Source organism: Planomonospora antibiotica, from assembly GCF_014647955.1.
GTDB lineage: Bacteria > Actinomycetota > Actinomycetes > Streptosporangiales > Streptosporangiaceae > Planomonospora > Planomonospora parontospora.
The window spans coordinates 1-26,179 of the sequence record NZ_BMQE01000020.1; the positions used below are offsets into that span (position 1 = coordinate 1).

Genomic DNA, 26,179 nt, shown 5'->3' on the forward strand with positions numbered 1-26,179 from the left:
CACAGTACTCATCAGGGGTGTCCTCCTTGATCAGGAGTTACACCGAAAACCGTACAGTCCCGGTCCTGGAGGTGGATGCGGCGGCGGCGGCCGTACGGCTCACGCGCTGGCTGTCCCTCCCCGAGCGGCCTGCCGGCACGTTGCGGGCCGGAGCGACGGAGTACCTGAGGGAACTCGCCTGGGTGGACCGTGCCCTCGCACAGGTGTGGGGAGCGAACACGGCGCGGATCCCCTCCGCCGAGGCCGCCTACGGAGCACTGTACGAGGCGGTCCGCGAGCGCCGCGCCGAGTTCGACCGGCTGTTCGCCGGACGCCTCGCCGCCTGGTCGGAGCTGTCCGGCGACACCGACGACCTGGTGCTCGCCGAGAACCTGCTGGAGCGGATCGCCCGGCCGCTGGCCGAACGGCGACCACCGCTGATCATCGTGCTGGACGGCATGAGCGCGGCCGTGGCCTGCGAGCTCGCCGAGGACATCGTCGCCGGCCGCCGCTGGATCGAGACGGGGCGCCGTGACGACGGCCGGGAGCCGGCGATCTCCGTGGTGCCGTCGACGACCCGGTTCTCCCGTACGAGCCTCCTGACCGGAGCGCTGCGGTCCGGTGGACAGTCTGAGGAGAAGGCCGGGTTCTCCGCGTTCTGGCGGGGCCGGTCCTCGGTGCTCTTCCACAAGGGGGAACTGCGCGGCGGCCCCGGGACGCACCTCGCCGAGCCGGTCCTCACCGCCATCCGGGACACCTCGACGGTCGTCGGAGTGGTGCTGAACACGATCGACGATGCCCTCGACCGCGGGCGGGAGGACGGGCTGCCGCACTGGAGGCTCTCCGACATCGCCTACCTCGACGCGTTGCTGGAAGAGGCGTGGATCGTCGGCCGTCCGGTCGTCCTCACCTCCGACCACGGGCACGTGCTGGACCGCGGCGCCGACGTCCACCCGGTCTCCGCCGAGGCCGCACGTTACCGTTCGGGGACTCCGGGAGAGGGAGAGATCGAGGTCCGCGGACCCCGCGTGCCGACCGGCGGGTCCGTGGTCGTCCCCTGGGACGAGCGGGTTCGCTACACCTCCCGCAAGGCGGGCTACCACGGTGGGGTCTCCCCGGCGGAGACGGTGATCCCGATCCTGGTCTTCGTGCCGGCGTCGGACCTCGTGCCTAAGGGCTGGACCGCGTACGGCACGCCCGTGCACGCGCCCGTCTGGTGGGACACCCCCGTGGCGGCGGCTCCCGTCTCCTCCCCCGTGGAGAGGCCGGAGCGGAAACGCCCGCGCAAGCCTCAGCAGGCTTCCGGCGAAGGACTGTTCGACGTCACGGAGGTATCGGCCGCCGGCTCTCCGGCGTCGGTGGGCGCCTCCATCGCCGCTTCGGAACTCCTGGCCGCCCAGCGGGCGTTCGTACGGCGTGCGCCCGATGGCGCGGAGATCGCGAAGCTGATCGACGGGCTGGCCGCGGCAGGTGGCAAAATGCCGGTCAGTGCGGCGGCGTCGCTGGTCGGCCAGCCGGTCTTCCGCATGCCCGGCTACCTCGCGCAGGTGTCCAAACTGCTCAACGTCGACGGGTACGTCGTACTGGCCGAGACGGACGGCGGGCGTACCGTTGAACTGAACATCGCGTTGCTGCGTGAACAGTTCCTCGGGGGCACATCGTGACGACTCCGGTGTCGGTCAGCGCCGTTCGCCGACGTGAGGTGATCGACGCGCTCCGGCGCGGCACCGTGCCTTCCGCCGGACTCGACCTGTTCGCCGTCGGGCTGGAGCGGTTCGAGAACGCCCTGGACGACGAGATCTCCACGGTGATCTCGGGCGGGGCGGTCTTCAAGGCGGTCCGCGGAGAGTACGGCTCCGGGAAGACCTTCTTCACCCGGTGGCTGGCCGAGCGGGCCAAACGACGGGGGCTCGCCACCACCGAGATCCAGATCTCGGAGGCGGAGACCCCGCTGCACCGGCTGGAGACGGTCTACCGGCGGCTGGTCGAGCGGCTCGCGACCGCGTCTGCGCAGCCCAGCGCGTTGCGGGACGTCATCGACGGCTGGTTCTTCACCCTGGAGGAGGACGTCCTCGCCGCCGGGACCGTGACGCCCGAAGACGTCGAGGCGTTGAGCGCCGGTGTGGAGGAACTACTGGAGCAGCGCCTCGCCGCCGTGGCTCGCACGACTCCGGCCTTCGCCGCGGCGCTGCGCGCCTACCGGCGTGCCCGGATCGATGAGAACCATGCTCTCGCCGAATCGCTGCTGGCCTGGGTCGGTGGGCAACCCAACGTGGCCGCCTCCGCCAGGCGGGCGGCCGGTATCAGAGGGGACCTGGACCACTTCGGCGCCCTCGGCTTCCTGCAGGGGCTGCTCACGGTGCTGCGCGACTGCGGTCATCCGGGACTGCTGGTGGTACTGGACGAGATCGAGACCCTGCAGCGGGTGCGGACCGATGTCCGGGAGAAGGGACTGAACGCGCTCCGGCAGCTGATCGACGAGGTCGACTCGGGACGCTACCCGGGTCTCTATCTCATGATCACCGGGACGCCCGCCTTCTACGACGGGCAGCAGGGAGCGCAGCGGCTCACCCCGCTCGCGCAGCGCCTCGCGACCGACTTCGGCACGGACCCGCGATTCGACTCCCCGCGTGCGGTGCAGATCCGGCTGGCCGGATTCGACCTACCGAAACTCGTCCGGCTCGGCTCCGCCGTACGGGACCTGTACGCGGCCGGCGCCCGCTCGCCTGAGACGGTGCGTGCGAAGGTCGATGACACCTACATCGGGATGTTGGCCGCAGCTGTCGCGGGCGGGTTCGGCGGCAAGGTGGGAGTGGCACCCAGGGTCTTTCTTCGCAAGCTCGTGGCCGACGTGCTCGACCGCGTGGACGAGTTCGCCGACTTCGATCCGAGGCAGCACTATGCGCCGACGATGTCGGCCGCGGAGCTGACCGAGGAGGAGCGCAACTCCCTGACCGTCCGGGCCGCGGACGCCGGGGATGTGGAGCTCGACCTGCCGTGACGATCGAGAGGCTGCATCCCTCGCTGGCTCACCACATCGTCAACACGATGGGCTGGCAGAGCCTGCGCCCTCTCCAGTCGGCCGCGGTCACCCCCGTGCTGGACGGCGCGGATACGCTGCTCCTGGCGCCGACGGCGGGCGGCAAGACCGAGGCGGCGGTCTTCCCCGTGCTGTCGGCCATGGCGGGCAACGGCTGGAACGGTGTCTCGGTCCTCTATGTGTGCCCGCTCAAGGCACTGCTCAACAACCTGCTGCCGCGCCTGGAACTGTACGCCACCTGGGTCGGACGCCGGGTCGGACTGTGGCACGGAGACGTATCCGCATCTCGGCGCGGGGAGATCCTCCGGGACCCCCCCGACATCCTGCTGACCACCCCCGAGTCGATCGAGTCGATGCTGGTCTCGACCAAGGTCGATCACCGGTGTCTCTTCGCGGGCCTGCGCGCCGTGATCGTGGACGAGGTCCACGCTTTCGCGGGGGACGACCGTGGCTGGCACCTGCTCGCCGTACTGGAGCGGCTCACGCACCTGATCGACCGCCCGATCCAGCGGATCGGACTCTCCGCGACGGTGGGAAACCCGTCCGAGCTGCTGTCCTGGCTTCAGGGCTCCAGCGAGGGGGTTCGGACCGCCCGTGTCGTGGCACCCGCCGTCACCACGGTCGTCGAGCCCGACATCCAGCTCGACTACGTGGGATCGGTCTCCAACGCCGCCCGGGTGGTCGCGGCGCTGCACCAGGGAGAGAAACGGCTGGTCTTCGCCGATTCGAAACGGCTCGTGGAGCAGCTCGGCGCCGAGCTGCGGACGCGGGGAGTCACGACATTCCTCTCCCACGCGTCGCTCTCCGCCGATGAGCGCAAAAGATCAGAGCGGGCATTCGCCGAAGCCCGCGACTGCGTGATCGTGGCGACGTCCACGCTGGAACTCGGCATCGACGTGGGGGACCTGGACCGGGTCATCCAACTCAACGCCCCTGGATCCGTCGCCTCGTTCCTGCAACGGCTGGGCCGTACCGGACGGCGGCCCGGAAGCAACCGGAACTGCCTGTTCCTCGCGCTGGACGAGGACTCGCTGCTGAACGCCGCAGGTCTCCTGCTGCTGTGGAGCCGGGGCTTCGTCGAGCCGATCAAAGCGCCGCCCGAGCCGCGTCACATCATGGCCCAGCAGATGCTCGCCCTGTGCCTGCAGGAGCACCGAGTGGGATCGAAGCTGTGGTCGGAGTGGTGGAACGGGCTCTTCGGCGACGCTGCCCGGCCGATCGTCGACTACCTGGTCGAGGAAGGCTTCCTGGATCAGGACGGCGGGATGTTGTTCATCGGCACGTTGGCGGAGAAACGCTTCGGACGCCGTAACTTCATGGATCTCACCGCCGTCTTCACCGCCGCACCGGAGTTCACCGTGCTCTCGGGAAGAGAGGAGCTCGGCCGTACGGATCCGGGACTGCTCACCGAGAAGATCGAGGGACCTCGGCTGATCCTGCTGGGTGGGCGGACGTGGAAGGTGACCTGGATCGACTGGAGGCACCGCAGGTGCTTCGTCGAGCCCTTCGACGGGCTCGGGGGCAAAGCGCGCTGGATCTCCTCCGGGCTCGGCGGCGCCTCTTTCGCGCTGTCCAGGTCCATGCGCGACGTGCTGCTGGGTGCTGACCCACCCGTACGGATCACACACCGTGCCGCGACGGCTCTCGCCGCAATCCGAGAGAACTCTCTCGATACCGTTCATCCCGGTGGGACGGTCATCGTTCGGGATGGCGACGATCTCCGCTGGTGGACCTGGGCCGGCTACCGTGCCAATCGCACCCTGCAGAGCACCCTCGGGTCCTTCGCCGACCAGAAGCAGCAGGTGGGCGACGCCTATCTCCGGCTCCGCCCGGATGTCTCACACGAGAACTGGAAAGCCTTGATGCGCGGTGCGCAGGACACGCTCTGCCGGCCGGATCCCGATCGGAAGGCTCTCGAAGGCTTGAAGTTCAACGCCGCTCTTCCCGTCCGGCTGGCCGAGCAGACCATGGCCGCGCGGCTGGCCGACCTTCAGGGGGCCGCTACCGTTTTGAACGAGGCGGGAAGGTTCACCGACCGCACTGCTTGAGGCGTGTTCCAGGCGCGACGGCATCAGGAAGTCATTCGCCTGAGCAGAGCCGCCTCATCGAGTCTCTGCAAGGCGGCCCGAACCGTATCGGGATGGAACAGGCGTCGTTTGCGGTCGCTCCACTGCGCCAACTGCCTGACGACGGAATCAGCGTCAGCGGACCGGTCTGCGCTCCCGGCCAGGTAGTGGACGCTGGCCAGGAGTTCCATGCCTTCTGGGTATTCGTAGCCGAGAGTGGCCCGTCGTACTGCTTCCCAGGCTCTCTCGAACTCCGCGTCTGACCGGACCGCGGCTTCCGCGGCTTCAGCGGCGCCCGGCAACAGTCGAAGGTCGGCGCGGGCACCGCCCGTCCCATCACCGAACCCCATCAGGTAATGGCCTTCCAGCCCGGCTAGGCCCTGGTTGAGCGCGCTGGAGAACGGGCCGTAGTGAAGACGGACGAAGCTGAGACCGAGGTCCGCTCCGGCGCTTTGCAGAAGGTAGGCCACCTTGTGGATCTCTATCAGAGAGGCACGTGGCTGATCGCTGATCCCTGACTCCCAGGAGGCGCGGATGTAGCGATGCAGCGCCGCCAGTAGTCGAGCACGAGGGCGATTGAGCTCAGGGCGCGCCGTACTGGTGGGCATGTCTTCCGGTGTCGGCGTACCGAGTCCGTAGAGCCGTACGGTGACGTCGAGCGCTCCCAGTCTCTCGATGATCAGAGGGCGTACCACCGACCAGTCCAAACCCCCGTTCCCACACCCCAGAGGTGGTACGGCAACGCTACGGATGTCCAGGTCGCGCAGGACTCGGACCAGATCGTCGAGACCGGCCTCGATGTCCTCTATCCGAGAGGGCTGACGCCAGTGACGCTTGGTGGGGAAGTTCAACACCCAGCGGTCGTCGTCACCGGGAATGGGCACGGCGAGGATACGGCCGGGTTGAACCTGACCGGCTTCACTGGCCTTCCGGTAGGCGGAGAAGACCTCGGGGAAAGCACGCTTGAACTGCAGCGCCAGCCCTTTTCCCATGACTCCTACGGTGTTCACGGTGTTGACCAGGGCCTGAGCGTCGTCTCGCAGTAGGTTCCCGGTGACTTCGGTGATCATGATTCATGCCTCCCCTCTGCCATCATGGCTGATTTCGCAAATATTTTCGAGTCGGTGTCTAGAAGTACCAGTTCGCCCGGATGATCGGTTTGGGGTGGAGGGGGTCGTTTTTCAGCAAGTCGCTGACCCTGCGTGTACTGCTATCGGAGCGGACCGCCACGTGGGAGAAGGCTCCCCAAGGTACATGCTCGTATACCAGCAGTTCAGCCATGCGGCGTTGCATCCGCGAACCGTCCTCCGGCGTGTTGGCCCACAGCTTGGCTTCCAGGACTTCGTGGTCGAGGTGAGTCTCGAGTTCGGAGGCCTGATCGGTGAATGTGGCCGTAGCCAATGCGGCGTTGAGGTCGCTGGCTACCCAGCTCAGGTTGTACGCCTGGATTCGGGAGAGTCGGGTCACGAGATAGATCAGTTCGTCCTGACTCCGCTGATATCCGCTCACACCGCCCTTGTGGATGCGGTACAGCATCGGGGACCGAGGCGCGAAGTAGAAGGGGACGTAGTCGGCGACCACTCCACCGGGTCCGATCGGCACACGGTTCGACCGGCGGCGTTCCTTGATTCCCGGCTCGGCGCATTCGACTGACACGTGGGGGTTGCGGCCATCCGCCAGCAACCCCTTGGTCGTGATCCCCGGCAGGTTGTCCACATGGGTGAAGTGGTACAACCAGGGATCCTGCAAGTTCAACATCGGAATCGTCATCGTACTGGGACGCGGGTCTTCGACCGGTCGGTCGGCGTGCTCGGTCCGTCGTAGCCGTCTGGAACGCTGAACCGCGACGACCCGATCGCTGCGATGGAGAGTGGACATGGGATTCGTGGGCGGGATCTGGCGGGTGCTGCGCGGACGGGAGCTCGTCGGGGAGATCATCGTCGAGGACGCCGACTTCCCCTGGTTGCGCGGGCGCTTCGCCCCCGGTCCGGCGTTCGCCGGGGTGAAGCCGCTGTTCGACCGTGATCTCGAACTGATGGAGGAGCAGCGGTGGGACGAATGGGAGGAGGTGTACGAAGAGATCCGGAAGGCCGTCCGCATGGTGGCGCCGTCCGGGCCCGTCGCGGAGTTCCTCCTGCACATCGAGAAGGGTGAGGCGTGGTTCCGTTGGAGTGAGGAGCCGTTCGACGAGAGCCGGGTGCGGTGACCTCGCGATAGGCACGCCGGCCGTGCCGAGCGTGCGGTCTGGACGCTCTCCGGGCGGGCCGTCCGCCCTCCCGTTCACGATCCGGCGGATGCCGTCGGAATCGCCCGCGGTGGATTCTCCACTGCGGTAGGCGATCCTTGTCCCGCTGTCATCGGTGAAGACGCCGAATACGCCCGACTGTCATTTCCGCCGTGCCGGATGCGATCGGCATCGCGATGGAGTACAGAATCCGGAATCCGGATACCGGCTCCCCGTCCGGGTGATCACCGAGCAGGGGCCGCCGGGCAGGGGGCCGCCGGGGGCGGCCGCGGATCCGGGCGTCGCGCGAGCACCGGCACCGGCCTCACCCGGTCCGCCGAACGGAACCCCGCACGCGTCGGGAAGCCCGGCGGGTACGGGAATCCGGGGACGGGCACCCGGCCGCGCCGGCGCCCGTCCCCCGCCGGCGGGGAAGCGCCGGGGGACGCTTCGGAGCGCGGATCTCGTGCCGCGGGCGCCGACCGGCGCGGTCGTCCACGCGGTCGTCGGCGCGCTCATCTGGGAGAACGCGAACGCCCGTATTGGCGGGCGGAATCCCAAGCCGGTCGCAAGACGCTCGCAAGTCGCCTGAATCAAGATCTCGACCATAAGCGCCGATCGGTCGGACGATTTCCAGGATTTCTCGTCACCGGGTGTGATTTCAGCTGGAGAAGAGGGCGAAGTGACCGTTGATGTGGAGCGCATCGATGCGGTGGGCCGCCGTGTCCCGGCGGCTGCAGGAGGGGCCGGCGCGGCGGGGCGCGTCCACGAGGCGATAGAGGCCCAGTGCCGGCGCACTCCGGAGCGCACCGCCGTCGTGGCGGGCACCAGCCGCCTCAGCTACGCCGAGCTGGACCGCAGGGCCGACGGCGTCGCACGCACCCTGGCCGGACGCGGCATCGGGCGGGGCGATCTGGTCGGGATCTGCCTGGAACGCGGCGAGTGGCTGCTCCCCGCGCTGGTGGGGGTGTGGAAGTCGGGAGCGGCGTACGTGCCGCTGGACCCCGCCTACCCGGCCGAGCGGTTGCGGTTCATGGCCGAGGACGCCGCGGTGGCCGCGGTGGTCACCTCGGTCGCGTTGCGCGAGACCGCGGCCCTGACCGGGGCCGAGGCCGTACTCGTCGACCACGTGGAACCGGGTGGCGGGGCCCTGCGGGTGACCGGAGAACCGGGTGGCGGGGCCCTGCGGGTGGCCGGGGACCCGGGCGACGCGGCGTACGTCATCTACACCTCCGGTTCCACCGGGACGCCCAAGGGCGTGGTGGTGGAGCACCGCAACACCATGAACCTGCTGACCTGGGAGGCTTCGGCGTACACCGCCGAGGAGCTGAGCGGCATGCTGGCCGGCGCCTCCATCTGCTTCGACGCGTCGATCACCCAGCTCTTCCTGCCCCTGGTCACCGGTGGGACGGTCATCCTGGCCGACAACGTGCTGGCGCTGCCGACCCTGCCGGCCCGGGACGAGGTGACCACGGTCTACGGGGTCCCCTCCGCGCTGGCGGTGCTGCTGCGCGAGCCCCTGCCGAGCGGGGTGCGCGCGGTGTTCTCCGGTGGTGAGCAGCTGACCGGCGCCCTGGTCCGGCGGATCTACGCCAACCCGGGGGTGCGCCGGGTGCTGAACCTGTACGGCCCGACCGAGTGCACCACCTCCTGCACCTTCGCCGAGGTGGGCCGGGACGACGAGGGCGAGCCGCCGCTCGGCGCGCCGATGGCCGGTGCGCTGCTCTCGGTGCGCGACGCGGACGGGAACCCCGTCCCGGAGGGTGAGCTGGGCGAGCTGTGGATCGGCGGGCCGGGGGTGACCCGCGGCTACCTGGGCCGTGAGTCGTCCGCGTTCCGCACCGGGCCGGACGGTGGCCGCGTCTACCGCAGCGGGGACCTGGTCCGCCGGGTGGACGGCGTGCTGCGCTACGCCGGCCGGGCCGACGACCAGGTCAAGATCCGTGGCTACCGGGTGGAGCCGGCCGAGGTGGAGGCGGTGCTGGGCCGCCATCCCGCGGTGCGCCGGGCCGTCGTGCTGGCCGTCGCGGACGACGACGGGACCGCCTACCTGGCCGGTCACGTGGCGGCCTCCGGCCTGGGCGAGCCGGAGCTGCGGGACTGGCTGCGCGCCCGGCTGCCCGATCACCTGGTGCCGACCCGGATCGGCGTGGCCGAGGAGCTCCCGCTCGCCCCCAACGGCAAGGTGGACCGGGCGGCCCTGCCCGTGCTCGGCGCCGCCCGGCTGGCCGGCGCGGCACCGGTCGCGCCCCGCACCGAGGACGAGCGCCTGGTGGCGGGGGTGATCGCGGAGGTGCTGGGCCTGCCGCAGGTCGGCGTGCACGACCGCTTCGCCGACCTGGGCGGGCACTCGCTGGCCGCGGCCCGGGTGGTCACCGAGCTGTCCCGCCGGTTGGGGCGCACCGTGCCCCTGGCGGCCTTCCTGTCCGCTCCCACCGCGGCGGGCCTGGCCGCCGGGCTGGACCGGGCCGGACCGGCGGCGGTACGGCGGAGCGGCCGGTCCCGGTACCCGCTCACCGACATGCAGCGCCAGTTCTGGACCCTGAGCCGGCTCCATCCGCACAGCCCGGTCACCACGCTGGGGATCCGGTTGCGTGTGCGCGGCCTGCGGGAGGCCGCGCCGCTGAGGTCGGCCCTGGACGCGGTCGTCCGCCGGCACGAGGTGCTGCGCAGCACGGTCGCCGTCGACGCGGACGGCGTGCCGTACGCCGTGGTGCACCCGCCGGCGGCCGTGCCCCTGGTCGAGCATCCCGTGGGCGAGGACCCGGAGAAGGTGGCCAGGGCGGCGGCCGCGCACGTGTTCGACCTGACGGGCGAGGTGCCGCTGCTCCGGGCCGAGCTGTGCCGGGTCGGCGAGGCGGAGGCCGAGCTGGTGGTCGTGGTGGACCACATCGCCTTCGACGGCGGCTCGGTCGCGGTGCTGATGGAGGAGCTGGCCGCCGAGCTGGCCGGCGAGCCGGTACCCGGGCCCGCGGTCCAGTTCGGCGACGTGGCCGTGGAGGAGCGGGAGCGGCCGGATCCGGCGCCGCTGCGGGAGTTCTGGCGGGACGAGCTGGCCGGGGCGCCGGTGGCGGACCCGGCGCCCGCGGACCTGACGGCCGGCCGGGTGATCCGTGCGCTGCCCGAGGAGTTCGAGGCGGGCGTGGGCGCGCTGGCCCGGGACTGCCGCGCGACCCCGTTCGCGGTGTACCTGGCCGGGCTGGCCCTGGCCTCCGGCGAGCCCGACACGCTGGTCGGGGTGGTCGCGGCGCGGCGGGCCCGGCCGGAGCTGACCGGGGTCATCGGCCCGCTGGTGGACACGGTGCCGGTGCGGTTGCGGCCGACCGGCGCGCTGACCTTCCGGGACCTGGTCCGGCAGGCGGCCGACGCGGCCACGCGGGCCCTGGTCCACCAGGAGGTCCCGGCCGGCGACCTGCCCCGCGCCCCGGTGCTGCTGGCCGTGCAGCACGCCGAGGTGCCGGTGCGCCTGGGCGCTCTGGAACTCCTCACCGACCTGGGCTCGGGCGCCACGGGCCACGAGTTCGGCGTCCTGGTCAACCGGACCGCGGACGGCGCCGAGCTGCAGCTGGAGTACGGCGTCGCCCGGATCGACCCGGTGCGGGCCGAGGCGTACCTGGACCGACTGATGTGGCTGCTGCGGTGCGCGCTGGCCGACCCGGACCGGCCGCTGTCGGCCTTCGAGATCGTCATGCCGGACGAACGCGCCGCCCTGCTGGCCGCCGCGGCCGGACCGGCGGTTCCGGAGTTCCCCGAGACGGTGCCGCACGCGCTGGCGGCCCACACCGGCGGGACGGCGGTGGTCGGCCCGGACGGCGCCTCGATCGGTTACCCGGAACTGCACGACTGGTCGGGCCGGGTGGCCGCGGCGCTGCTCGCGCACGGCGTGGCGCCGGGCGAGGTGGTCGGGGTCTGCCTGCCCCGCGACCACCTGATGCCGGCGGCCCTGCTGGCGGTGTGGCGGGCCGGGGCGGCGTACCTGCCGCTGGACCCGGAGCACCCGGCCGAGCGGCTGCGCCGGCTGGCCGAGGACGCCGGCGCGCGCGTGGTGCTCACCCGCGGCGGGGCGGCCGCCGTCCCCGGCGTCACCGTCCTGGACGCCGACGACCTGGCCGCGGCCCCCGGCGGGCCGGTGGAGCTGCCGGAGGTGCGGGGCGGGGACCTGGCCTACGTGCTGCACACCTCCGGCTCCACCGGGACGCCCAAGGGCGTGGAGGTCACCCACGGCAACCTGGCCGCCTACGTGGCCGGGCTGGTGTCCGAGCTGGGCCTGGGCCCCCGGGACGTGCAGCCGGTCGTGGCGCCGCTGACCTTCGACACCTCCGCGTCCGAACTGTGGAGCATGCTGAGCGTCGGCGGCACCTGCGTGGTGGTGGACCGGGCCACGGCCGTGGACGGGCACGCGCTGGCCGCGCGGATCGCGGACAGCGGGGCGACGGTGGTCGACCTGGTGCCCACCACCTACCGGATGCTGCTGGCCGCGGGCTGGGCCGGGGATCCGGGGCTGCTGGCCATCGCGGGCGGGGAGACCCTCGACCCGGCCCTGGCCGGGCAGATCCTGCCCCGGGTCCGGGAGCTGTGGAACACCTACGGCCCCACCGAGGCCACCGTCGCCTCGATCCAGCACCGGGTGCGCCCGCACGAGCCGGGTCCGGTGCCGATCGGGCTGCCGATGCCGGGGGAACGGGCCTACGTGGTCGACTCCGAGCTGCGGCTGGCGGCGCCGGGCGCGGTGGGCGAACTGCTGCTGGGCGGCGCCGGGGTGACCCGGGGCTACCGGGGCCGGCCCGAGCTGACCGCGGCCGCGTTCGTCGACGACCCGTTCGTCCCCGGCGGCCGGTGCTACCGGACCGGTGACCTGGTGCGGTGGCGGCCGGACGGGACGCTGGAGTTCCACGGCCGCAGGGACCACCAGGTGAAGGTGCGCGGATACCGGATCGAACCGGGCGAGATCGAGGCGGTGCTGCGCGAGGTGGCGGACGGGGCGGTGGCCGTGGCCGGTTCGGGCGCGCAGGCGCACCTGGTCGGCTACGTCGTGCCCGAGACGGCCGACCCCGCCGCGGCCGAGCGGCATCTGCGGTCGCGGCTGCCCGGCCACATGGTGCCCCGGCGGTGGGTCGTGCTGCCCGCCCTGCCCACCCTGCCCAGCGGCAAGGTGGACCGGCGGGCCCTGCCCGAGCCGGTCGACGATCCGGCGGCCGGGCGCGTCGCGCCAGGCACCGACCCCGAACGCCTGGTGGCCGCCGTGTGGAGCGCCGTGCTGGAGCGGTCCCCGATCTGGGCCGACGACGACTTCTTCGCCCTGGGCGGCCACTCCTTCGCCGCGACCCGGGTGGTCGGCCGGCTCCGCGAGACGTTGATGGTGCCCGTTCCGGTGCGGCTGCTGTTCGAGCGGCCGGTGCTCGCCGACTTCGCCGCCGGGCTGGAAGAACTGATCCTCACCGAACTGATGAACGGGAGCGACGCATGACCGAGGTCACCCAGGACCGGATCGCCGAGTTGGTCCGGTCCCGGTTCGCCGCCGCCCGCGCCGCGGCGGAAGCCCCCGGCACCGCGGCGGAAGCCCCCGGCGCCGCAGGGATCCCGGCGCTGTCGGCGGCGGACATGCCGCTGTCCCCGGCCCAGGAGAGGCTGTGGTTCCTGGCCCAGCTGGAGCCGGACACCCCCGCCTACAACGTGCCGCTGGCGCTGCGGCTGAGCGGGCCGGTGGACGTCGCCGCCCTCACCGCCGCGGTGGCCGAGCTGGCCGAGCGGCACTGGATCCTGCGCGGCGTCATCGACGGGACGAGGGTACGGCCGGCCGGCGGCGTGCCCGTCAGCGTGGTCGACGTGGAGCCCGCGGCGCTGGAGCGGGAACTGGCCGCCCACGCCTGGCGTCCGTTCCGGCTGGACGCCGAGCCGCCCATGCGGGCCGCGCTGTTCCGGCTCGGCGGGGACGAGTGCGTGCTCGCGCTGACCCTGCACCACATCGCCACCGACGCCTGGTCGGAGCGGCTGCTGCTGCAGGACCTCGCGGCGCTGTACGCCGCCCGCCTCGGCCTGGCGCCGCAACCGGAGCCCCCTGCGCTGCAGTACGCCGACGTGGCCGCGTGGCAGGCCGGGCGGTCCGAGGGCGGAGGCTCCGACGACGACCTGGACTGGTGGACGCGGCACCTGGCCGGCCTACCGCCGGTGCTGGACCTGCCCGTCGCCCGGCCCCGTCCGGACGTTCCCACCTGGGAGGGGGCCGCGGTCGCGTTCGAGGTGCCCGCGGACCTGGCCGCCAAGGTGCGCGCGGTGGCGGGCACGACGCCGTTCATGGTCTTCCTGGCCGGTCTGCAGACGCTGCTGTCCCGCCTGTCCGGCGGCGACGACGTCGCCGTCGGGGTGCCGGACGCCGGACGGCACCACCCGGACACCGAGGGCGTGGTGGGCTGCTTCATCAACACCCTGGTGATCCGGACCGACACCTCCGGCGACCCCACCGGCGCCGAGCTGCTGGCCAGGGCCCGTACGGCGGCGCTGGACGCGTTCGCGCACGCCCGCACGCCGTTCGAGCGGATCGTGGAGCGGCTGCAGCCGGAGCGGAACCTGTCGGTCACCCCGCTGTTCCAGGTGATGCTCAACGTGTACGACACGGGCGCGCCGGTGAGCCTGCCGGGGGTGGAGGTCCGGCCGGAGCCGCTGCCCGTGCCGACGGCCAAGTTCGACCTGAACCTGACGCTCGGCGACGACGGGGAGCGGTTCGCCGGCGAGCTGCGCTACCGGACCGACCTGTTCGAGGAGACGGTCGTCCGGCGGCTGGTGGACTGGTACCTGGCGCTGCTGGACGGGATGCTCACGGACCCGGACGCGCCGGTCCTGCTGCCCGCCGGCTCCGACCTGCACGGCCCGGCCGCCCGCCCGCCGGCGGACGTGCCGCTGCACGCGCTGGTCGAGCGGGCGGCCGAGGCCTCCCCCGACGCGGTCGCGGCGGTGTCGCCCGGCCGTGCGCCGCTCGGCTACGCGGAGCTGGAGCGGCGGGCCAACCAGGTGGCGCACTGGCTGCTGGAGCGCGGGGTGCGGCCGCAGGAGCCGGTCGGGGTGCTGATGGAGCGGCGGCCGGAGCTGGTGGTCGCCCTGCTGGGGGTACTCAAGGCCGGTGCGGCCTACCTGCCGCTGGACCCGGTCTACCCGGCGCGGCGGACCGAGGCCGTCCTGGCCGCCGCCGGCGCCCGGATCGTGCTCACCGAGTCCGAGGTCGCCGACGCCGCGGACCGGCCCGCGCACCGCCCGGACGTGGCCGTGCCGCCGGACCACCTGGCCTACGTGATCTACACCTCCGGCTCCACCGGGGAGCCCAAGGGCGTCGCGGTCGAGCACCGGCAGATCACCCACTACCTGGGCGCGGTGGGCGGACGCCTCCCCGAGGGGGCCGGCTCCTTCGCCCTGGTGTCCACCGCCGCGGCCGACCTGGGGCTGACCAACGTGCTGTGCGCGCTGACCTCGGGCGCGACCCTGCACCTCGTCGACCACGAGACGGCCACCGACCCGGCCGCGTACGCCGCCTACCTGGCCGCGCACCCGGTGGACGTCGTCAAGATGGTGCCCAGCCAGCTGGAGCTGCTGGGCGTGGACGCCCTGCCCGCGAAGCTGCTGATCCTGGCGGGCGAGGCCGTGCCGCGGGATCTGGTGGAGCGGGTGCGGGCGGCGCGGCCGTCCCTGGACGTGCAGATCCACTACGGCCCCACCGAGACCACGGTGTCGGCGCTGGCCTGCGACGGGGCCGAGACGGCGTCCGGCGCGGTGCCGCTGGGCCGGCCGCTGCCCGGCGTGCGGTGCCGGGTGGTGGACCCCGCCGGGCGGCCGCTGCCGCACGGCGTGCCGGGGGAGCTGTGGATCGGCGGGCCCGGCGTGGCCCGCGGCTACCTGGGCCGGCCCGACCTGACCGCGCAGCGGTTCACGGACGGCTGGTACCGCACCGGGGACCGGGTGCGGGTGAACCCGGCCGGGCTGGTGGAGTTCCTGGGCCGGATCGACGACCAGGTGAAGGTGCGCGGGTTCCGGGTGGAGCCCGGTGAGGTCACCGCCGCGCTGCGGGCACTGCCGCAGGTGGCCGAGGCGTTCGTGCAGCCGGTCGGCGCCGGGGCGCAGCGCCGCCTGGCGGCCTGGGTGACGCCCTCCCGGGAAGGCGCCGTGGACGTCGCGGCGATCCGGGCCGCGCTGCGGGAGCGGCTGCCCGACTACATGGTGCCGTCCGCGATCGGCGTGCTGGAGGCGCTGCCGCTCACCCCGAACGGCAAGGTGGACCGGGCGGCGCTGCCGGTTCCCGAGGCAGGTCCGGCGGTGCGGGTGCCGCTGGGCACGCCGCAGGAGCACCTGGTCGCCGAGGTCTGGGCCGAGGTGCTGGACCTGCCGCAGGTGTGGGCGGACGACGACTTCTTCGCCCTGGGCGGGCACTCCTTCGCCGCGACCCGGGTGGTCGGCCGGCTGCGGGAGCGCCTGGGCGCGCCGGTGGCGGTGCGTCTGCTGTTCGAGCACCCGGTGCTCGGCGACCTGGCCGCCGCCCTGCCCCGCCCGGCCGCGGCGCCCGCCGTACGGCGGGCGCGGGCGGACGGTCCGGTCCCGCTGTCCGGGGTGCAGGCCAGGCTCTGGTTCCTGGCGCAGCTGGAACCGGAGAGCACGGCCTACAACGTGCCCCTGGCGCTGCGGCTGCGCGGGCCGCTCCAGGCGGAGGCGCTGCTGGGCGCGGTGCGGGACCTGGCCGAGCGGCACCACGTGCTGCGCAGCGTGATCGACGACTCCGGCGCCGAACCGGTCCTGGTGGTACGGCCGGCCGGGGACGTGCCGGTGTCCACCGCGGAGATCGGCCCGTCGGAGGTCGAGGACGCGGTGGCCGCGCACCTGGCCGCGCCGTTCGCGCTGGACCGGGAGCCGCCGATGAGGGCGGTGCTGCTCGCGGTCGGCGAGACCGAGCACGTGCTCTCGCTCACCTTCCACCACATCGCCACCGACGCGTGGACCCGCGGGCTGCTCCTGTCCGAGCTGGCCGCGCTGTACGCCGCCCGGCTCGGGCTGCGCCCGCCGCCGGAGCCGCCGCCGGCCCAGTACGCAGAGGTGGCCCCGGTTCCCGACCTGGCCGAACTGGACTGGTGGGCCGAGCGGTTGCAGGGCCTGCCGCCGGTGCTGGACCTGCCCACCGACCGGCCGCGTCCCGCCGTGGCCGACCCGGGCGGCGCCTCGGTGGACCTGGAGCTGCCGGCGGAGCTGAGCGAGCGGGTCCGGACGGTGGCCGCCGCCTACCGGGCGACGCCGTTCATCGTGCTGCTCGCCGCCCTCCAGGCCCTGCTGGCGCGGCTGTCGGCCGGCACCGACATCGCGGTGGGCGTGCCGGTCGCCGGCCGGGACCACCCCGACACCGAGGGCGTGGTGGGCTGCTTCCTCAACACGGTGGTGGTCAGGACCGACGTGGGCGGCGACCCGACCGGCCGGGAGCTGCTGGCCCGGGTCCGGGAGTCGTCGCTGGGCGCGTTCGCCCACGCTAGCGCGCCGTTCGACCGGGTGGTGGACCGGCTGCGGCCGGAGCGGAACCTGTCGGCGACGCCGCTGTTCCAGGTGATGCTGAACTACGTCCCCGGCGCGGGCCGGCCGGAGCTGCCCGGCCTGGAGGCGGACGGGATCGAGCCGCCCGAGCGGACGGCGAAGTTCGACCTGAACTGGTACGTGGTCGACGACGGGCCGGGACGGCCGCTGCGCGGCGGGCTCGGCTACCGCACCGACCTGTTCGGGGAGGCCACCGCGGCCCGGTTCACCCGGTGGTACCTGGCCCTGCTGGACGGGATGCTGGCCGATCTGGACGCGCCCGTGGGCGCGCGGCCGCTGGAGCCGGTGACCGGCCCGATCCTGGTCGGCGGCCCGGCGCCGGAGGCGTGGACCGGTCCGGTCCCGAGCGGGGGCCTTCCGGCGGAGGCGGTGGCCGGCCGGGTCCCGCCCGGCACGCCGTCGCCGGTCGCGGCGGACGTCCCGGTGCACCGGCTGATCGAGCGCTGGGTGGACGCCTCCCCCGACGCGCCGGCCGTGGTGGGCGCGGACCGCAGCCTGACCTACGCGGAACTGGAGACGGCCGCCAACCGGATCGCCCACTGGCTGCTGGAGGGCGGGGTGGGCGCCGACGAGCCGGTCGGCGTGCTGCTGGAGCCGGGGGCCGGCCTGGCCTGCGCCCTGTTCGGGATCCAGAAGTCGGGCGGCGGCTACCTGCCCATGGACCCGGCCTATCCGGCCGCGAGGATCGCCACCATGCTCGACGCCGCCGGGGTGCGGGCCGTGATCACCACGGCCGAGTTCGCCGGCCTGATCGGGCCGGACCGCCGGGTGCTGGCGCTGGACCGCCTGCCGTCCCTGCCGCGGACCCGGCCGGAGACCGACGTGCGGCCCGGGCACCTGCACCATGTGATCTTCACGTCCGGGTCCACCGGCACGCCCAAGGCCGTGGCCGTCGAGCACCGCAGCGTGACGGGCTACCTGAACGGCATGCTGCCGCGGATCGGCGTGCCCGGCGGGTCGTACGCGGTGGTCTCCACCCCCGCCGCCGACTTCGGGCTCACCTGCGTGTTCGGCGCCCTGACCACGGGCGGGACGGTGCACCTGGTGCCGAGGGAGACCGCCATGGACCCCGAGGCGTTCGCCGGCTACCTGAGTGCGCACCGCGTCGACGTGGTCAAGTGCGTGCCCAGCCACCTGGAGCTGCTGGCCTCGGGCGGCGACCTGGCCGCGGTGCTGCCGGAGAAGCTGCTGATCCTGGCCGGTGAGGCCTGCCCGTGGGACCTGGTGGAGCGGGCCCGGGCCGCGCGGCCGGGGCTGCGGATCCAGAGCCACTACGGGCACACCGAGTCCACGATGATCTGCCTGGTCTGCGAGACCGAGGAGGTCGAGGCCGAGCACCGGACCGGGATCGTCCCGCTGGGCCGGCCCCTGCCGGGGGTGTACGGGCACCTGGTGGACGCGGAGCTGCGGCCGGTGCCGGTCGGCGTGCCGGGTGAGCTGGTGGTCGGCGGTCCGGGGGTCACCCGCGGCTACATCGGCCTGCCGGAGCTGACCGCGGAGCGGTTCGTGCCCGACCCGCTGACCGGGCGGGGGCGCTGCTACCGCAGCGGCGACCTGCTGCGGGTCACGGCCGACGGGCGGGTGGAGTTCCGCGGCCGGGTGGACGACCAGGTCAAGGTGCGCGGTTACCGGGTCGAGCTGGGCGAGGTCGTGGCCGCGCTGCGGGCCCTGCCCCAGATCGCCGAGGCCGTGGTGCTGCCGGTGGGCGAGGGGAAGGCCCGGCAGCTCGCCGCCTGGGTGACCCCGTCGGCAGGGGGCACCGGAGGCGCCCGCGAGGACGCCGGGAACACCGGGAACACCGGGAACACCGCGAGCACCGGGAACGCCGTGGACACGGCGGCGGTCCGGTCCGCGTTGCGGGATCGGCTGCCCGACTACATGGTCCCGACCCAGTTCGTCGTGCTCGACCGGCTCCCGCTCAACCCGAACGGGAAGATCGACCGGGCCGCCCTGCCCGAGCCGCAGCCGGAGACCGCCGAGTTCGTGCCGCCGTCCACGGCCGCCGAGGAACTGGTCGCCCGGGTGTGGGCCCAGGTCCTCGGCGTGCCCGAGGTCGGGGCGAACGACGACTTCTTCGCCCTGGGCGGGGACTCCTTCGCCGCGGTGCGCGCGGTCAAGGAGATCGGCGGCGGCCTGCGGGTGATCGACCTGTTCACCCGTCCCACGGTCGCCGAGCTGGCCGCCTTCCTCGGCGACAAGGACGGCGGCGGGCTCCTGCACCGCCTGAGCGGTGGCCGCACCAGCGAGTTCACACTGGTGTGCGTGCCGTACGGCGGCGGGTCGGCGGCGGTGTACCAGCCGCTGGCCTGGGCGCTGGGCGAACGGGTGGAGGTGCTCGCGGCGGAGCTGCCCGGCCACGACCCGGCACGGCCGGACGAGGCGCCGCTGCCGCTGGAGGAGCTGGTGGGGATCCTGGCCGCCGAGGTGACCGGGACGGCGTCCGGCCCCATCGCGGTCTACGGCCACTGCGTGGGCTCCGCGCTCGCGGTGGCCCTGGCCCGCAGGCTGGAGGCGGACGGGGTCCCCGTGCTGGGCGTGATCGCGGGCGGCAGCTTCCCCGCCGCCCAGCAGCTGCCCGGCCTGACCCGGCGGTTCTTCCGCGGTGACCGCTGGGTCTCCGACCGGATGTTCCGGGACGCGCTGCGGGCCACGGGCGGGCTGCAGGACGACATGGACGAGGCCGCGGTGCGGGCCGCGGTGCGGGCGATGCGCCACGACGCGACCGAGGCGCGGGAGTGGTTCGGCCGCGAGCTGGAGGCGGGGGGAGCGCCGCTGCGCGCCCCGATCCTGTGCGTGGTGGGGGAACGGGACCGGGCCACCGATCTGCACGAGGAGCGGTACGCCGAGTGGGCGGTCTTCGCGCCCAGGGTGGAGCCGGCCGTGCTGCCCCGCGCCGGTCACTACTTCCTGCGGCACCAGGCCGAGCCGCTGGCCGCGCTGGTGGTCGAGCACCTGCGGCGCTGGGCGTCCGGGAAACTGCCCGCTCCGGTGCGTCCACCGGAGCGGACCGGCCTGCGTCCCTTCTACGCCGTCGCGGGCGGGCAGTTCGTCTCGGCGGTGGGCACGGCGCTGAGCTCGTTCGCGCTCGGCGTCTGGGCCTACCAGCTCAGCGGCCGGATCCTGGATCTGGCCCTGGTCGTGATGCTCTCCCAGATCCCGGCGGTGATCCTCACCCCGCTGGGCGGCGCGCTGGCCGACCGGGTGGACCGGCGGCGGGTGATGCTGGCCTGCGACGCGGTCTCCGGGCTGGTCACGGCGGCGCTGGTGCTGCTGCTGGTCACCGGCCGGCTGGAGCTGTGGAGCGTGTGCGCCATCGTCGGCGTCACCTCGATGGTCACCGCGTTCCAGCAACCCGCCTATCTGGCCGCGATCGCGCAGCTGGTGCCCAAGCCGTACCTGCCGCAGGCCAACGCCCTGGCCAACCTGGGCTTCGGCGTCGGCAACGTGGTGGCCCCGCTCGCCGGCGGCGCGCTGATCGGCATGTTCGGGCTGTCGGCCGTGGTGGCCATCGACGTGGTCTCGTTCGGGGTGGGCGTGGTGACGCTGCTGGCGGTCCGCTTCCCCGACCGGTTGTTCCACCGGCAGGAGGAGACGTTCGGCGCGGCGCTGACCGGCGGCTGGAGGTTCCTGAACCGGCGCCGGCCGCTGCTGGTGATGGCTTTCTACTTCGCGGTGGTCAACTTCTGCACCGCGCTGATGTGGGTGCTGATCACTCCGGTCGTGCTGGCCATCGGCTCCCCGGCCGCCCTGGGCACGGTGACCGCGGTCGGCGGCCTCGGCGCGGCCGTGGGCACCGGCGTGGTGCTGATCTGGGGCGGGACCCGGCGCCGGGCCACCGGCATGATCGGTTTCGTGATCGGGTCCGGCGTCGGAGTGGTGCTGATGGGCGCGTGGCCGGCGGTGTGGCTGATCGCGGCCGGTCTGTTCCTCCGGCTGGCCTGCATGAGCATCGGCAACGCGCACTGGCTGTCCATCATCCAGGTGAAGGTGGGACCGGAACTGCAGGGCCGGGTCCTGGCCGTCAACGTCATGCTGGCCACGGCCATGCAGCCGCTGGGCTTCCTGACCGCGGGCCCGCTGGCCGACTGGGCCCAGCAGCACACCTCCGGACCGGGCCGGGGCGCGGCGGCGGTGCTGCTGGCCAGCGGCGTGTTCCTGGTGGTCTGGGGGCTGCTCGGGCTGCGTTACCGCAAACTGCACCACCTGGAGGACCTCGTCCCCGACGCCGCGCCGCCGCCCGAGGCCGCGGCCGATCTCGACGCCATCCAGGCCGAGGTGCTGGACAGATGAACCTGATGACCGAGGAGACGAGCCTGGTGGCGGCGGCCGACGTGGCCGCCGCCGCGGCCCGGATCGCGCCGTTCGTACGGCGCACGCCGCTGCTGCGCCTGCCGGGCGGACGGCTCTGGATCAAACCCGAGAACCGGCAGCCCACCCGCTCGTTCAAGGTGCGGGGCGCGGTGAACGCCGTGGGGCGGCTGGCGGAGCGGGGCATCGGGCACGTCATCGCCCAGTCCTCCGGGAACCACGCCCAGGCCGTCGCGTACGCCGCCGGCAGGTACGGCCTGCGGGCGACCGTGGTCCTGCCCGACACCGCGCCGGAGCTGAAGGTGGCGGCCGCCCGCAGGCTCGGCGCCGAGGTGGTGATCGTGCCGCCGGCGTTGCGGGAGGTGACCTGCCTGGCGCTGGCCGACCGGCTCGCGGCGACGGTGGTCCGCTCCGACGACTTCGACGTCATCGCCGGACACGGCAGCGCCGGGACCGAGATCGGCCTGGACCTGTCCGGCGTCGGCGCGATCCTGGTGCCGGTCTGCAACGGCGGGCTGCTGGCCGGGGTCGCGGTCGCGGCCAAGGCCGTCGACCCGGCGGTCATGGTGATCGGCGTCGAACCCGAGCTGGCCGCCGACGGCGCGGACAGCTTCCGCTCGGGCCGGCGCACCGCGTGGCCGGTGCAGCAGACCTACCGCACCCGGGCCGACGGGCTGCGTGCCCCGGTCCTCGGTGCGCTGGCCTGGGAGCACATCAACCGGTACGTGGACGACATGGTGACCGTGAGCGAGGACGGCATCGAGGCCGCCGCCGGCGTCCTCTGGCGGGAACTGGGGGAACGCGCCGAACCCAGCGGCGCGGTGGCCGCCGCGGCCTACTTCGCCCACCGGGCCGCGCTGCCCGACGGGCCCGTGGTGGCCGTCCTCTCCGGCGGCAACGTGATGGCCCGCCCCGATGCCGGGAACGTCAGGGAATGCTCTCTCATCGGAGGCCCGTGACGCGGATCCCGTCCCGGCCGCGGACCCCTGGACGCGAATTCACCGGGGCCGCGGATATCTCCCCGCGGACGTCCCATCGATCCGCAAGCGATATCCAAGCGCACCGGTTCATTCTCTTTTCAGGACACCGGATGTCCTACGGGTGATTCTCACTTGAATCGCCGTTCATGCAGAACCCGCTTCTTCACGAAAGGCAGGGAGAAATGAGAGCTCGTCGTCTGGCCGCAGCGGCGCTGATGGCCGGTGGGCTGGCATTCGGCACCGTCGCCGGCTCGGCCACGGCCGCCTCCGCTCAGGCCGCCGAGGGCTGGCACCTCATGGGCCACTACAAATTGCGCAGCGAATGCGTCAGCACCGGTTTCCGGGCGCTCGTCAACGGCGCTGCCCTGGACTTCCGGTGCACGCTCTCCGGTTCGCGTTTCGACCTCTACCTCTACTACTGACACGGGCCGGTCCCCGGCCCCGATCACAGGGCCGGGGACCACACCCCGGGCCGTCGTGCCGCCCCCGGGATTCGAACCCGGACCCTCCGCGACCTGAGCGCGGCGCCTCTGCCGGTTGGGCCAGGGCGGCGAGTGGGCGAGCCGCGCGTCCGGTCCGGGTGGCGTGGCCCGGGCGGACGCGGGTGGACCGTGGACCGGGCGGGGGTCGCCAATCCCGCCGCCGAGTCCCGGTCCGGTGCCCTCTCCTTTCAGGGCACTCGTGGACCGGCAGGGAATCGAACCCTGGACTCCTGCTTGCAAGGCAGGTGTGATCCCGCTTCACCATCGGCCCGGGAAGGTGCTCGTCGCGGCCCGCGCCGAGGGGAGCGGGCCCGCAATCCCCGCCGTGCCCCGCGGACGCCTGCGGACGCCTGTGGACGCCCGCCGCGCAGGCGGCGGAAACGACGGTTCAAAGGAAATGCATTCCACTGTGGAGTTGTCGGTCGTGTTCCCCGGGAAATCGTGCGGGACCGCGGAGACGAATCCGCGCGGGTCGATCCATGTGAGTCGGCGTGCACTCCGTTCCGGAGTCCGGACGCAGCCGGAACGCGCCGCAAGGATTCCCTTCCCGTCCGGAATCCGCCCCCGAACGAAGAAGCCGCCCGTCGGGTGGTGCGTCCCGGGGCGGCTGGCGTGCAGACGATGGCTACACGGCGGCCCCGGGGGACGGCAGCCCGCCGCCGAGGGCGGCTCGCACGCGCGGTGCGTGCCACTGCTGCGCGATGGCGTGGTAAACGTTCACTGCCGTCCCTTCTTTCGCTCGGCTGATCTCCGTATTCGAAGATTAGGTTTTTCCGTACGGAACGCCAAGTGGTTTTCTGCGCGGCCTTCTCCGCGGCGTCGCGCGTCCCGCCCTCAGCCGCGTGGATCCGAGCGGAGGGGGGGTGGGAAGCGCAGCACCCAGCGACGCTGCCATGGGGTTTCGACGGCCCGGTGATGATGGTGCTCGCGTGCCCAGGCGACGGCGTCGACCGGGTCGAGACCGGCCAGGACGGCCAGGCAGGCGACGACCGTGCCGGTGCGGCCGACGCCGCCCCCGCAGGCGACCTCCACCGCGGTGCCCGCCCGCGCCCGCTCGTACAGCGCACGGATCTGCTGTACGGCCGCCTCGCGGTCGCGGGGCAGCAGGAAGTCGGGCCACCGGATCCACGCGTGCGGCCACTGCAGTTCACCCTCGTGGCGGCGGCGGAGCCCGTCGGAACCCAGGTAGAGGCCGAAATCAGGCACGGGCCCCTCCGGCAGCGGACGGCGAAGGCCGCGGCCGCGGATCCAGGTGCCATCGGGAAGCCGGAAAGCGCCTACGAGCGGAGGCCCGCTCATCGGACGGGCCGTCGTGCCGTCCACGGAGTCGTTCATGGGGGTCCTCCTGGTCTCTTCGGAAAGCGGAGCCGTCTTCTTCAGCGAGCGGTGCGGTCGAGCCGCCGCCGTTCGCGGTGGTTCGCGACATTGATCCGGTTGCCGCACACGTCGGGCCTGCAGTAGACGCGACGCCCCCCGCGGCTGACGTCGACGAACACCCCGCGGCAGCCCGGGGCGGCGCAGGCGCGGAACCGGCCGTGCCCGAGCGCCCGGACGGCGCCGAGCAACCCGATGCCGATGAGCGTGGCCAGTTCCTCCGCCAGCGGCGCGCCCGGCCTGGTCGGGACGTACCACTGCCACCGCCCGTCGGGATCGCGCTCCAGCACCGGCCTGAGCCCTGCCCGCCCGGCCAGCACGGCGCCACCCGCGACGGCCTGGTCCTCCGTCTCGGTCTCCACGACGCCGCGTGCCTCCCGGCGCAGCAGGTGAACCTCGCGGACGTCGTCGTCGGTCGGCGCCCGCCCGTCCGCCACGGCGTCGAGCCGCAGCCCGTGTCCTGCGAGGAATCGCGTCAACGCGTCCGGGGTCGGCAGAGCCTCGCCCGCCGCGGCCTGCACGGTGGGCGAGGTGTTGGCCAGATCGCCGGCTAGAGTCGCCCCGGCCGTGTAGTCGGTGATGGAGATCCGCACGCCTCACCTCGTCTCAGTAATCGAATAAATAAAACTGTAGCCCTTACAGCAGCCGGGTAGGGATGACCGGACCCAGCCGGGGCGACGTGAATCCGGCCGAGCGGTGAGAGCGGTCCGCGCACGTGGGCGCAGGGCGAGCGGAGGCGGGCCGGGGTGGGCTCTCACCGGCGGAACACCGTGCCGGCCACCAGTCCGCGCAGTACGGTCCCGGCCGGCCGGCATGTCGTGCTCCCGAGACTACGAAGGGCCGGATCCGCCTCACCGTGATCGCCGAGACCGACGGGCTGACCGCTGTGCCGGGCTTCGTCCCCCGGCCTCCTGGACTGGTCGCCGCCACCAGGGAGAACGGTGATCTCACCGCGGTCGCACGCGGCTACACCCTGACCGGGGCTCCTGACTCCCCTCACGGGCGCCCGCCGCGATCGAGGGCGGCACGGCCGTCCCCGATCGCGGCGGGAAGCGATCCGCGGTGGCCCGGCATGCCGGTGAGCCGCCTCTCCGCCGTCCGGACGGGTCTCCCGGATCTCACCCGGCGGGCCCCGCCGGTCGCGGTGGCGCCGGGCGGGGCCGGTGGACTCGGCGGGTCAGCTGAAGTTCACGTCGCTGCACAGGTAGTACGCCTGGTCCATGTGCGAGGCCTGCCAGATCGTGAAGACGACGTGGCGGCCGGTGCGTCCGGGGGCGCTGACGTCGAACGAGATGTTCTGGCTGGGGGCGTACCGGCCGGTCTGGTGGACCAGCTCCAGGTTGCTCCAGCGCAGCGGCTGGGTGGTGGCGTCGTAGCCCTGGCGCGTGACGTACACCCGGAAGTAGTCCGCGCCGTGGCTGGCCTGGTCGTAGAGCTTGACGGTGAAGTCGCTGCGGATGTCGGTCGTCTTCCACGCGCCCACGGCGTCGAGCGCGTTGTAGCGGCCGCCCTCGGTCCGGCCGCCGCTGCACAGCTGCCCGTCCGGGATCGCCGCCTGGTGGTTGCCGCCGACGCCGTTGCGGTACAGGCCGTTCCAGTTCCACATGGCGTTGGGGTTGGCCTGCCACGCCTGCCAGCACATGGGGTCCTGCTGCTGCATGGAGGGGTTCAGGTGGTCGTTGCCCCAGCGCTGCCAGCAGCCGTAGTTGCGGGACGCCGGGTCGACGATCGACCCGTGGGCGGAGGCGCTCTCGGCCAAGGGGATCAGGAAGAGCGCTGCCGCGGACAGCAGGGCCATGGAGCGAAGCGTCCGGCGGGGCCTTCCGGCGTGGTCGTCACGGTGCATCGTGCGGTCTCCGTCTTCCGGTCGGGGGGTTTCCGGTGAGTGGGAGCGCTCCCATACGATGGAGATATTACCTGACAAACGGCAGTCGCAACCTCTGACTTCGAAAAGTTGAAAGTTTCATCCGATCATCGGTTCCTCCATGGGGACGCCTCTGCCGAGGAGGCGGCCGGACGGCGACCGTGACACGGCAGCGCGCCCGCGCCGGGCTCCGAAGCCGGGTGTACGGCCTGCGACGAGTCCGAGGCAGGGCCCGTACGGCCTGCGACGGTGCGGAAAACCCTCAAGACCGGTCCCCTCCCGTCGATGGGCCTCCGCAGGGGAA

13 protein-coding genes and 2 tRNA genes are annotated in these 26,179 nt (G+C 73.0%); 8 read left to right on the forward strand and 7 right to left on the reverse strand.

Going from position 1 to position 26,179, the window contains the following annotated elements; all coding sequences use genetic code 11:
- The 3 genes from pglZ to IEZ06_RS19020 form a co-directional block, all read left to right on the forward strand.
- A partial coding sequence (gene pglZ, locus IEZ06_RS19010) for a BREX-2 system phosphatase PglZ (RefSeq protein WP_229798362.1) occupies positions 1 to 1,643 on the forward strand: 1,643 nt, incomplete at its 5' end.
- Positions 1,640 to 2,980, forward strand: coding sequence for a BREX system ATP-binding protein BrxD (gene brxD, locus IEZ06_RS19015; RefSeq protein ID WP_189238053.1), 1,341 nt, complete (start codon positions 1,640 to 1,642; stop codon positions 2,978 to 2,980). The genes pglZ and brxD, both read left to right, overlap by 4 nt.
- The gene (locus IEZ06_RS19020; RefSeq protein WP_307811717.1) at positions 2,977 to 5,067 is read left to right on the forward strand and encodes a DEAD/DEAH box helicase; all 2,091 of its coding nucleotides are present in this window, start codon (positions 2,977 to 2,979) and stop codon (positions 5,065 to 5,067) included. The genes brxD and IEZ06_RS19020 overlap by 4 nt, the downstream gene beginning before the upstream one ends.
- 23 nt (positions 5,068 to 5,090) lie before the next feature.
- Here the strand turns inward: IEZ06_RS19020 and darG are convergent, their stop codons facing one another.
- Both darG and darT read right to left on the reverse strand, forming a co-directional pair.
- Positions 5,091 to 6,155, reverse strand: coding sequence for a type II toxin-antitoxin system antitoxin DNA ADP-ribosyl glycohydrolase DarG (darG, locus tag IEZ06_RS19025; protein ID WP_189238054.1), 1,065 nt, complete (start codon positions 6,153 to 6,155; stop codon positions 5,091 to 5,093).
- A 58-nt stretch (positions 6,156 to 6,213) separates the two neighbouring features.
- A complete protein-coding gene (gene darT / locus IEZ06_RS19030) occupies positions 6,214 to 6,843 on the reverse strand; it encodes a type II toxin-antitoxin system toxin DNA ADP-ribosyl transferase DarT (RefSeq protein WP_189238055.1) in 630 nt (209 codons plus the stop codon).
- Positions 6,844 to 6,961: 118 nt separating this feature from the next.
- Here darT and IEZ06_RS19035 point away from each other — a divergent pair, with 118 nt between their 5' ends.
- The 5 genes from IEZ06_RS19035 to IEZ06_RS19055 all read left to right on the forward strand — a co-directional run bounded on the left by IEZ06_RS19035 (position 6,962) and on the right by IEZ06_RS19055 (position 22,577).
- Positions 6,962 to 7,291, forward strand: coding sequence for a hypothetical protein (locus tag IEZ06_RS19035; protein ID WP_189238056.1), 330 nt, complete (start codon positions 6,962 to 6,964; stop codon positions 7,289 to 7,291).
- Between the two features lie 700 nt (positions 7,292 to 7,991).
- The gene (locus IEZ06_RS37235; RefSeq protein ID WP_189238057.1) at positions 7,992 to 12,776 is read left to right on the forward strand and encodes a non-ribosomal peptide synthetase; all 4,785 of its coding nucleotides are present in this window, start codon (positions 7,992 to 7,994) and stop codon (positions 12,774 to 12,776) included.
- Entirely contained in the window at positions 12,773 to 21,157 is an 8,385-nt protein-coding gene (locus IEZ06_RS19045; RefSeq protein WP_189238058.1) for a non-ribosomal peptide synthetase/MFS transporter, read from the forward strand. The genes IEZ06_RS37235 and IEZ06_RS19045 overlap by 4 nt, the downstream gene beginning before the upstream one ends.
- Positions 21,154 to 22,134, forward strand: a complete 981-nt coding sequence (locus tag IEZ06_RS19050) for a threonine ammonia-lyase (protein WP_229798364.1) — start codon at positions 21,154 to 21,156, stop codon at positions 22,132 to 22,134. The genes IEZ06_RS19045 and IEZ06_RS19050 overlap by 4 nt, the downstream gene beginning before the upstream one ends.
- Positions 22,135 to 22,337: 203 nt before the next feature.
- Entirely contained in the window at positions 22,338 to 22,577 is a 240-nt protein-coding gene (locus IEZ06_RS19055; RefSeq protein WP_189238059.1) for a hypothetical protein, read from the forward strand.
- 56 nt (positions 22,578 to 22,633) lie between these two features.
- On the opposite strand, the gene IEZ06_RS19060 is transcribed toward IEZ06_RS19055, so the two are convergent.
- The 5 genes from IEZ06_RS19060 to IEZ06_RS19080 all read right to left on the reverse strand — a co-directional run bounded on the left by IEZ06_RS19060 (position 22,634) and on the right by IEZ06_RS19080 (position 25,809).
- Positions 22,634 to 22,707, reverse strand: a tRNA-Leu gene (locus IEZ06_RS19060).
- Between the two features lie 130 nt (positions 22,708 to 22,837).
- Positions 22,838 to 22,908 (reverse strand) — tRNA-Ala (locus IEZ06_RS19065).
- 563 nt (positions 22,909 to 23,471) lie between these two features.
- Positions 23,472 to 23,843: a phosphatase domain-containing protein gene (locus tag IEZ06_RS19070; RefSeq protein WP_444544040.1), complete on the reverse strand. Its 372-nt coding sequence runs from the start codon at positions 23,841 to 23,843 to the stop codon at positions 23,472 to 23,474.
- Positions 23,844 to 24,013: 170 nt separating this feature from the next.
- On the reverse strand, positions 24,014 to 24,604 hold the full coding sequence (locus tag IEZ06_RS19075; RefSeq protein WP_189238060.1) for a CGNR zinc finger domain-containing protein: 591 nt from the start codon (positions 24,602 to 24,604) through the stop codon (positions 24,014 to 24,016).
- 584 nt (positions 24,605 to 25,188) lie between these two features.
- A complete protein-coding gene (locus tag IEZ06_RS19080) occupies positions 25,189 to 25,809 on the reverse strand; it encodes a lytic polysaccharide monooxygenase auxiliary activity family 9 protein (protein ID WP_229798366.1) in 621 nt (206 codons plus the stop codon).
- Positions 25,810 to 26,179 lie beyond the last annotated feature (370 nt).

Coding starts and splice junctions, on each gene's coding strand:
- darG (WP_189238054.1), bottom strand. CDS start 6,155: ATGATCACCGAAGTCACCGGGAACCTACTGCGAGACGACGCTCAGGCC.
- darT (WP_189238055.1), bottom strand. CDS start 6,843: ATGTTGAACTTGCAGGATCCCTGGTTGTACCACTTCACCCATGTGGAC.
- IEZ06_RS19035 (WP_189238056.1), top strand. CDS start 6,962: ATGGGATTCGTGGGCGGGATCTGGCGGGTGCTGCGCGGACGGGAGCTC.
- IEZ06_RS19045 (WP_189238058.1), top strand. CDS start 12,773: ATGACCGAGGTCACCCAGGACCGGATCGCCGAGTTGGTCCGGTCCCGG.
- IEZ06_RS19050 (WP_229798364.1), top strand. CDS start 21,154: ATGAACCTGATGACCGAGGAGACGAGCCTGGTGGCGGCGGCCGACGTG.
- IEZ06_RS19055 (WP_189238059.1), top strand. CDS start 22,338: ATGAGAGCTCGTCGTCTGGCCGCAGCGGCGCTGATGGCCGGTGGGCTG.
- IEZ06_RS19080 (WP_229798366.1), bottom strand. CDS start 25,809: ATGGCCCTGCTGTCCGCGGCAGCGCTCTTCCTGATCCCCTTGGCCGAG.